Annotated in this window: 11 protein-coding genes; all 11 read right to left on the minus strand. The window is 68.8% G+C overall.

Annotated elements, in window-relative coordinates; translation table 11 throughout:
- Positions 1–115: 115 nt before the first annotated feature.
- A complete protein-coding gene (locus H0W38_RS10300; protein WP_292453555.1) occupies positions 116–328 on the minus strand; it encodes a hypothetical protein in 213 nt (70 codons plus the stop codon).
- A 2-nt stretch (positions 329–330) separates the two neighbouring features.
- Positions 331–1086, minus strand: a complete 756-nt coding sequence (locus H0W38_RS10305; RefSeq protein ID WP_292453558.1) for a hypothetical protein — start codon at positions 1084–1086, stop codon at positions 331–333.
- Positions 1087–1168: 82 nt separating this feature from the next.
- A complete protein-coding gene (locus tag H0W38_RS10310; RefSeq protein WP_292453560.1) occupies positions 1169–1531 on the minus strand; it encodes a capsid cement protein in 363 nt (120 codons plus the stop codon).
- 78 nt (positions 1532–1609) lie between these two features.
- A complete protein-coding gene (locus H0W38_RS10315; protein ID WP_292453562.1) occupies positions 1610–3589 on the minus strand; it encodes an HK97 family phage prohead protease in 1980 nt (659 codons plus the stop codon).
- Positions 3586–5076, minus strand: a complete 1491-nt coding sequence (locus tag H0W38_RS10320) for a phage portal protein (RefSeq protein WP_292453563.1) — start codon at positions 5074–5076, stop codon at positions 3586–3588. The genes H0W38_RS10315 and H0W38_RS10320 overlap by 4 nt, the downstream gene beginning before the upstream one ends.
- Positions 5073–5300, minus strand: coding sequence for a hypothetical protein (locus H0W38_RS10325; RefSeq protein WP_292453565.1), 228 nt, complete (start codon positions 5298–5300; stop codon positions 5073–5075). The genes H0W38_RS10320 and H0W38_RS10325 overlap by 4 nt, the downstream gene beginning before the upstream one ends.
- A gap of 71 nt (positions 5301–5371) precedes the next feature.
- Positions 5372–5659 (minus strand): hypothetical protein, encoded by a 288-nt coding sequence (locus H0W38_RS10330; protein ID WP_292453567.1) that lies wholly within the window; start codon positions 5657–5659, stop codon positions 5372–5374.
- An 8-nt stretch (positions 5660–5667) separates the two neighbouring features.
- Positions 5668–6123, minus strand: coding sequence for a hypothetical protein (locus H0W38_RS10335; protein ID WP_292453571.1), 456 nt, complete (start codon positions 6121–6123; stop codon positions 5668–5670).
- 65 nt (positions 6124–6188) lie between these two features.
- Entirely contained in the window at positions 6189–6767 is a 579-nt protein-coding gene (locus H0W38_RS10340; protein ID WP_292453574.1) for a class I SAM-dependent methyltransferase, read from the minus strand.
- Positions 6764–7489, minus strand: coding sequence for a hypothetical protein (locus H0W38_RS10345; protein ID WP_292453577.1), 726 nt, complete (start codon positions 7487–7489; stop codon positions 6764–6766). The genes H0W38_RS10340 and H0W38_RS10345 overlap by 4 nt, the downstream gene beginning before the upstream one ends.
- Positions 7490–7491: 2 nt before the next feature.
- Positions 7492–8775: terminase gpA endonuclease subunit (locus H0W38_RS10350; RefSeq protein WP_292453580.1), on the minus strand; the 1284-nt coding region annotated here is incomplete at its 5' end.

An 8775-nucleotide genomic window follows, 5' to 3' on the forward strand; every position in this document is an offset into this window, starting at 1 on the left:
TGAACGCGGTGATGGTGCCCGAGCCGTCGCGCGCGGTGTTCGCCGTGGCGATCGACGTGCTGATCCGGCGGATCGTGTCCGGACAGATCGGATGGATATTGGCATTCGCCATGGGTCAGGCTCCGAAGATGTAGGCGGCTGGTGTCGCGTCGCCGTAGAGCGGCGGCGGGGTTAATGCCGGGTAGAGGTCGAGGCGAAACAGGCTGGTCGGCATCGCGCGCCCGCGCACGAGGTCGGCGTCCAGGCCGGAGTCGATGCCGTCGACCGGCGCGAGGCGGGCGAGGATCTGCGGGCCGTTGAGCGGGCGGATGGTGTCGGTGTCGTTCATGGCTAGACCGTGGTGTCCCGTTGCCAGACGACGCGCAGCGCGAAGCGCGCGACGGTGATGATCAGGCTGTCCGACGTGCGCTTGATCTGCACGTCCATGAACCACTGCACCGCGTCGGCGGTCGCCGCGAGATCCATGGCCGTGGGGTACGTGGTCCACTTCGCGCGATAGGTGCCGGATGCGGCGACGACGAACTCGGCGGTGATGCCGTTGCCGGCCGGTGCGCCCGACAGGACCGCGGTCGCCGGAACGCCGGCCGCGGTGCGGAAACCGGCGCTGATGGTCCAGCCCGATGCGAGGTCAGCGAACGCGACGCCGTGGCGGGTCAGTTTGCCGAGCGCGATGGTCAGCGTGTCGCTGGTCCACGAGTCGCCCATGACCACGTCGCCCAGCGTGCCGTCGTCGGCGCTGATGATCGCGGGCACACCCTGGCTGGTCTGGAGCAGGCCGGCGAGCGCGTCGTCGTCGTACGACTGGCCTTCGTTTGCCCATGCCTCGGGCGACATGACGTAGCCGGCGGGGATCGTCGGCTCGACCCAGTAGATGCCGGCGGGAACGGTGTACTTGACGCGGTGCCGTCCGCTGCCCTCATCGCTGAGGGTCCACGTCGGCTGCGACGCGAGCGCGGTGCCGTCGACATCGCGCCAGATCAGATCCCAGCCGGCGGCCTGGAACGCAGCCTTGGACGCGAACGACTGCGCGGTGCCGTTGCTCGCTTCGAGGATCAGGATCTTCGGTTTGCTGTCGCCGGCGATCACGGTTGCCCCGCGGTGGTGAAAAGGATTGGCCTACGATGACGCCAGCGCGTTGGCCGTTCGCGCTGGCGTACGTCCGCGTGGATCAGGTCAGCGCGGGCGACATGCCTTCAAGGTTGATCAGCACCTTCGCGTCAGCAGCGGCAGCCGCCTGCAAGACGACCGCGCCCAACAGGGTGTTGCCGGTGCCGGCCGAGGAGACCTTCTTCGAAGCCGAGACGAAATAGCACTTTTGCCCGATCGCCAGCGTGGTGCCGGTGGTCGTGACCTTCGTCACCCACACCGGACCGCGCACGGCGGCGAGGAAGCTGGCCGCGGCGGCGGCGGTTTCCCGCGCGACCACGTAGCTATTCTGGATGTTGTAGATGAGTCCGCGAGTAACGCCGCCCGTGGGGGCGGTGAGGACGATGTCCCCGGAAAAGTTGTCGCGGTCGCCGACGGTAGCCATGGGATGTTCTTTCTGTTTGAGTTGGGGGCGACGCCACCGGGCACAGACACGCGCCGTGCTCGGTGGCGTCGCTGATTATCAGGTCGTGCCCTGCTGAGCGGCGGCGATGATGGTCGTGCCGGCGCTGTTGGCCTGCGCGACGAGGTCCGCCTCGAAGGGAAGCCAGAGCTTCCACGCCAGGCCCGCGGCAGATCCGACGTCGTACGGATTGACCTGGACCGAGTCGAAGCCGTTGATCAGCGACAGCACGAGGCCGGTCACTTCCAGCGGATCGGCCAGCAGGTAGTAGCTGGTCGTCGAGTAGCCGACCAGGGCCGACGCTTCGAGCCACGGGCTCGAAATGACTTCCATGGACATGGCCGACTGCGCCACGCCTGCCTGCAACGCCGGGCCAGAGGCTCCGACGATGCCCTGCGCTTCGACTTCGCGGGTGACGGGCACAACCAAGAAGCGCGGCAGGGTGCCGAGCGGGTTGCCGTCCTGACCGACCTTGTTCGCCATCGCAGCGCGAACGATTCCCAGCTTGCCACGCGCCGCCGATGCAAGGTCGGCGGTGGTGTACACCAGCGAACCGCCCGACGATGTGTTATTGGTCCAGGTGCTCGTGGCCTCGGCCGCCGAGGTGCCCATCAGCAGTTTCTGGAACACGCGCTTATCAATCGTCTTGTCGGCAATCGCGCCGGCTTGACGCAGGATGCGTTCAAACTGCGCGGTATCGTCGCTGATCATCGCCTGCATGGACAGCGACAGCGTGCCGCCCCACATCTTGACGGTGCTGTTGTACGCGCCCTCGGCCTTGTCCAGTTCCGGGAAAGCAACGCTCTCCGCGGTCTTGATCAGGTTGCCGGTACCCAGCGAGCCGATCGTGAACTGCTTGAAGTCGGGAACGCGCTGCGTCTCGCAGATGCGCTTGTAGCGCGCAACGGCGCTGCCCTGCTCGAACCCGCGCGCGACGATCTTGGTGATCGCGTTGAGGAACACGAAGTTGGGGAAGCTCGCCAGCGTCACGTTGGTGGCGTCGCGCTGCGCGCGATTGCCCATCAACTCCTGCTTGCCCATCAGGAAGTATGCCAAGTCCTTACGCTCCCACTCGCCGGTACGCAGGCCGAGCATCTGCGCGGTGCGTGAGACCATGTCGAGCAGGCTGCGACCCATCAGCGGGTTGCCGGCCTGACCAGCAGCGAACTCGGCCGAGCGCACGTTCGCGCGACCAGCGAAGGCGGCGGCGAAGGCGTCGCGCGCCTTGTCGGCCTGGTCGTAGTCGACGCGACCGGGGGCGGCGATGCCGACTGCCGGGGGCGGCGTCGCGTTGCGCTTCGCCATCTCGGTCAGCATCAACGCCTGGGCGTCGACCTTGGACTTGCCGATGTAATCCGAAGCGCGGAGGCCAACGGATTCGGCCAGGGCCGTGATCTCGCGAGTCTCTGCGATGGCGCCGGCGCGAGCCTTCTCGCTGATGTCGGCATGGTTGATGATGTCCGAGGGAGCGATCCCCTGCGGATTGATGGGGGCGGCTTCGCTCACGCGAACCTCCGTTGTGCGGACCGCAGGGGCGGTCGGTGGTTGAACAGGAATAATCCCATCCGGCAGCGAGCGCACGTGTGCGCGGCCATCGGCGGGGATCGGGGTCAGGCTGATTTCTAAGAGGCGCCACTTGCGGACGGTCGCGGTGCGCGTGGCCTCGTCCCAGGTGACATCTTCGTTGCGGTAGACGTAGCCGACCGAGACGCCGCGCAGGGCGCCGCTGGCGACAGCCCTGCGAACGTTCACGCCCGACGGCATGCGCGCGTCCGGGTCGATGATGGCGTTCGATGACAGCTCGCCGCCCTCGGCGCGGATGTCGCTGATCGTACCGGCGATCATGTCCGCTTTGTGGTTGAGCAGCAGCGCGCGCGCGGCGCTCGTGTCGATCGCGCCCTCGCCATGCACCAGTACCTCGCGCCAGCCGCCCCAATCAACCGGCTCGTCGGTCGAAGCGAGTAGGCGGATCTTGCCATCCTCCTCGGCCCTGGGCGCCTCGTCGAACTCGCGGAAGCGGTAGAACACGGGATCGGTCATGCGTTCGCCTTGGGTTGGTCGTTCGCTGGCGGCACGACTTCACCGATCTGACTGGCGGGCGCCGGCGCATTGCTGCTCGACATGTCGAGTGACAAGCCAAGCGCCTGCGCCTCGGCCCTCTCGCGGGCCAACTGCTCCCACACCTTGCGGTAGTCGCCGCCGCGCATGGCGATCTGCTCCTGATGCGTGGTCAGGCCGGCGGCGATGCCGTCGACCGCGCCGCGTACGTCCTTGACCGGATCGACGTAGGGCGTGCCGTCAGGCAGGAGCTTGTAGGCGATGCGCTTCGGCATCGGCACGCCAGCGAGGATGCACAGATATGGCAGCGCGCGGCGGTACAGTTCACCGATCGTCGCGTGTCCAAGCCACTCGCGCAGCGGCGCCAGCAGCCGCTCGCTGTCGAGGTTGTCGGCGCGCATCGACGAGTAATTGGCGCGGCTATAGTCGCGGTCCAGCCAACGCTGGCTGATGCGCATGCTCGCGCTGATGTCGCCGCGCAGCGTGCCGCGGAATGCCTGGATCTGCTGCCCCGGCCGATTGTGGCTGAACGCGGTGATGTCCTCGTTCGGGAACAGCCGGGCCACGGCGCCGACGCCGATACCCATGGCCGGGTCATCTGTGGTGCCGTTGGTTGTGGTGTCGAGTGCGCCGTGGCCGGTTGACTTGATGACGATGCCGATGCCGGCGCAGGTGATCGCGCTGCGCAGCTCGGCGTCGACCAGGTCGCCCTCCTGGGCGATGCGCTCGATCACCGGGCACAGCAGCGGTTCGCCGCGATTCTGGAGCGCGCGTCGGCGCTCGAACCCGTGGACGATCTCGCTGGCAACCACGCGCTGGCTTTCGCCAGCGACGAGCGTGTCGGGGTTCTTGAGCCAGTACGCGATCGGCCTGCCCCAGCGGTCGACCTCGATGCCCTGCGCCGTGGTGACGCCCATGCTCGGCGCTGCTGGCGACTCGGTGGTGATCCACTCGCATTCCAGCGGCAGCACGCACAGCGGCACCTGTCCGACCTCGGCGCGCTCGGGCAGGACTGCGAGGCGCCACAGGAACTCGCCGGCGGTGGCGATGTCGCGCATCGCCTGCTCTTCCAGGGCGTAGATCGACCGCTTGCCGGAAATGTCGCAGCCGGCGATGTAGTCGACCCACGCCGTGCGCAACCGCTCGTTGATCAGGTCGTCGCCGTGGTCCGGCTCCAGCGCGATGCCGGTGCCGACGACCTGCGCAACCAGGCCCTCAACAGCGGCGCGGGCGGTCGGGTTGTCGCGCTCCAGGCGTCGGCAGATCGCGCGCAGTTGCGGCAGCGACGTCGCCGACAACTGGTTCGCGGTCATGCTTGCCGCGCGGCGCTGGCCGGCCGACAGGATCTTGCGGCTTGGGTCAAGGACTTGGTAGGCGCCAATCGAACCGAGCACGGTCGCGGCGGTCCACGTTGCGGCGGCGCGGAAATATCCGCCTATCGCCCGGAACATGCCGCGGCGCTGCCTCACGTGCGCAGCCCGGTGATCACGCCGCGCGGGAACATCGGATCGGTGCCGTCCGCACGTCCGAGCTGCTGGTACAGCGAGTCGAGCCTCGCCTCCATCCCGGCGCGCGCCGCGCGCGTCAGCGACGTGCCGCGACTGGCAACGCCAGATACGAGGCTGTCGCCGCTCTGGAGGTGCGTCTCCAGCGTAGTGATCTCGGCCTGGATACTCGCGGCGCTGCGACCCATCCGCGCACTCTAGCGCGCAGCGCCATGTCAATAGCCTTTGGTTTCCCTAAAGACCTAAAGGACGGCGGCCGTCAGCGCGCGGTGATGCGCACCGTCGCCGGCACGCCGTCCGCTCGGTACGTCAGGACAAGGCGCGCAGCGCACAGCGTGCATGCTGCATAGACGCGCGGGTCCATTGGCGTGGTCGCCACGCGACGAGGCACCATGCCGCGCCCACACTTCGGGCAGCGGATGCCGACCTGCGGCGGCGATGGCACGTCGACCACTTCCGCCGCCATCGGCAGCGGCGTCCGGGTCAATGCCGCGTGCTCGGTTCGCACGGCCGGCGTCGCCATTCGGTTTTCGGGAGTCTTGATCATGGTGTGCCCTAGATTCGGTGAACGGTGACGCCGCGCGCGGCGATGAGGTCGACGGTGACGGCCAGATCTAATTCTTCGCGCGCCCATCGCTCGTCGCTGCGATCGGGGCCGGTGTAGCCGGTGCAGTCGATGGGCGTGCCGCCGGCAGCGCCGTCGCAGCCATAGAGGTCTATGCTCGTGGCGGATTCGGCGGCGTGGCACAGCGCGACCTGCACCGACCAGGCCAGCGGGCGTCCGCGCGCGGCGTGCGCCGCGATCATCTGCACACCGCCCCAGCCGACGAGTCGCAGGAGGCTCCAGCCTGGCTGTCTGCGCAGGTGATCCGCGACGTCGTCCATCGTGACGACGCCGACCGCAGGCCGCAGCCCGGCTGGCAACAGCCCCTGGAAGATCGGCATGTCGCCGGCGCTGAGCCAGTCGGCGTCTGGTACGGTGATCAGCGCGCGGTTGACGGCATAGACCAAGTCGTAGCCAGCGCGGCCGGGCCATCGGTGCGGTAGCGACGGACCGGGGCAGCAGACGGCGATCCTCACGGCCAAGCTCCGCACCACAGGCCGAACCGCTGGGGGTAGCCCAACGCCTGCACCTCGACACGCCAGCCGGTGGCGCTGGCGATCCGCTCCTGCCACCAGGCCGGCGGCTGCTGGATCAAATGGAGGTCGACCGCCCGGCCGTCGGGCAACCGATGCGGGTCGGGCATATTCGCCACGACCAGGCACGCGCGCGGCGTCACCGATGCGATGTTCCGCAGCAGCGGGTCGAGGTCGGCCTCGCGCAGATGCTCGAACACGTCGAAGGACACAACCGCGTCCCAACCTGGCAGCAGGTCAGGCTCAGTGATGTCTCCCTGAACGCGCGTCAGACTGCGGTCGGGGAAGTCGTACCAGACGCACGGCGGCAAGGCGAAGTCGACGCCGACGCAGTGCGGCACGCGGCCAGAGATCGCGACCAATTCGTCGCCGTGTCCGCAGCCAAGCGACAAGACCCATTCCAGGTTGGCCGACCAGATCCGCGGTAGGAACTCGGCGCAGCGGGTGAGGCCGCGGCCATAGGTCGCGTGGGCAGGGTCGCGGTAGATCGACACGTAGAGCGCCGCGAGGTCGTTCATGCCGCCGCCCCGTTGATCGTCTCGACGCGGTGCATCGTCGGTTCCCACGTTTCCAGACGGATGCGCGCCCACGGCCACAGATCGCGAGCGAACGCCAGGTCGGCAGGCTCGTCGATGTCGAGCGACGCCACCCACGGCGGCAGCTCGGCGAGCAGCAGCGGCATGCCCCACCGCTGGCGATCCGCGACCGCTGCGCGGCCGGCGACCTGCACAGCGTTGATCTCGGCCAGGTGGTGTGGGGCGTGCTGACTGCGCGGGTACGGGCCGGGGTGCCAGGCGTTCGCAGCGGCGCCGTCGCGCACGGACCATTGCCAGGGGACGGTCCGCGCGGCGGTGACAGCGCCGCCGGCTCCCTCGCGCAGCACGGCGTGGACGATGCGCTGGATAATCAGCGCCGAGCGCGCGAGTACCGCCGGCTGCAACGTCACGACGTAGTCGATGCGGCCGGTGCTGCGCTCGATGCGCTCGGCTGCCTCGGCAACGGCGGCGCTGATGTCCGCATGATCGCCGGCAAGCTCGGGCGGTTCGCCAAGGTAGGTCGCATGGCGGAAGCGCAGCGCGGGATCGTCGGTCAGGACGAACGTCTCGTCGATGACGCCGCTGGCCTCGGCGCAGTCCACCGCCTGCTGCACCAGGCTGATGCCCGGCTCGATTTCTAGGGCATTCTTGCGCGGCAGGCGCTTGGAGCCGGCGCGGGCGGGGATGATGGCGACGATACGCACGGTCAGTTTCCGATCGGCTTGAGGACGCCGTAGCGGCGCGGTGGTCCGGCAGACGCCCGCCGCCAGCGCGCCACCGCGAGCGCGTAGACCAGGCAATCCAAGAAGTCGTGCCGGTCGCCGCGCGGCTCCCACCGGCGCTTAGTGCCGGGCTTCATGCCCGTCAGGTGGCGCAGCAGTTCGCGGTCGACGTCGCTGGGCAGATGCCCGCGCCCGCTCTGCCAGTCCGACGCGATGCGGTCCAGCATGTCATCGGCCGCGACGAAGATCTGGCACCTGTCCGGCGACTCGTCCTGCCGGCGCACGTCGTAGCACCCCTCTTCAAAGTCGCCCCTGGCGTCTGAGCGCGAGCCGAGCGGCGCCTTGACCATGCGCGAGACAAGCTCATCGCCCGCGCCCTTCGCCGCGATCCACCGCGTCCGCCGCTGGGCGATCCACGGGCGAAGCTCCTCGGGGCGGAAGCCAGTATCGCAGGCGACGAACGGCATCAGCACCGCCGTGCCGCACTTCCAGCCGGTGCGCGCCAGGGAGTCGATGCGGTCCAGGCCAGCGTGGCGCTGCTCCAGTGACGGTTGCTCCATGTCACCGGCGACGGCATCGCGGCCCCAATCGACGACGTGCCAGGCGTCATCCGCGTCGAACGCCACCGCCAGCCAGTAGTGGCGGCGTAGTTGCACGTCCACGCCGATGGTCGCCAGGGTGCAGCCCTCGGGTACCTCGCCGCGTCGGTAGGTCGACAGCCCAGCGCGTTCGATCAGCGTGCCCTCGACGATGTCCGTGCGCCCGTCGCTGGCGTCGCCGTCATAACTGGCCGTCAGGTAGTCCTGCACGAATGAACGCATCGGCCCGTGCTCGAAGCGATCGGCCAGGTACCACGTCGCCCGCGCGTGTGCCGCGCACAGCGTGTGCAGCGACTTGCGCGGCGACTCCAACCGCGTCCAGCGCAGGCCGAACCGCGGCGTGTCGGGGATCGGCCCGCACACCAGCGCCCGCTCGCCAGTGCCATCGATCGACTGCCCACGATGCACGACCAGCCAACGCGACAGCATGAGCCGCCAGCCATCTTCGCCGTGCGCCACGCCGCAGCCGACACACACGTACCGCGCCGAGCCGCCGACGCAGGCCTGGTCAGCGCGCGTGTAGCGCACGCTCGTCCACTCCATCGGCTGGAACGCGCCGCAGTCTGGGCAGGCGTAGTGCAGACGCGAGCCGGTGCCTTCCTCGACGGCAGCGAGGATCAGCGACCCTTCCGCCTTCTTCACCGTGCAGACGAGCATGAGCAGCGGGTC

This window comes from Methylibium sp. (genome assembly GCF_013817365.1).
Taxonomy (GTDB): domain Bacteria; phylum Pseudomonadota; class Gammaproteobacteria; order Burkholderiales; family Burkholderiaceae_C; genus Methylibium.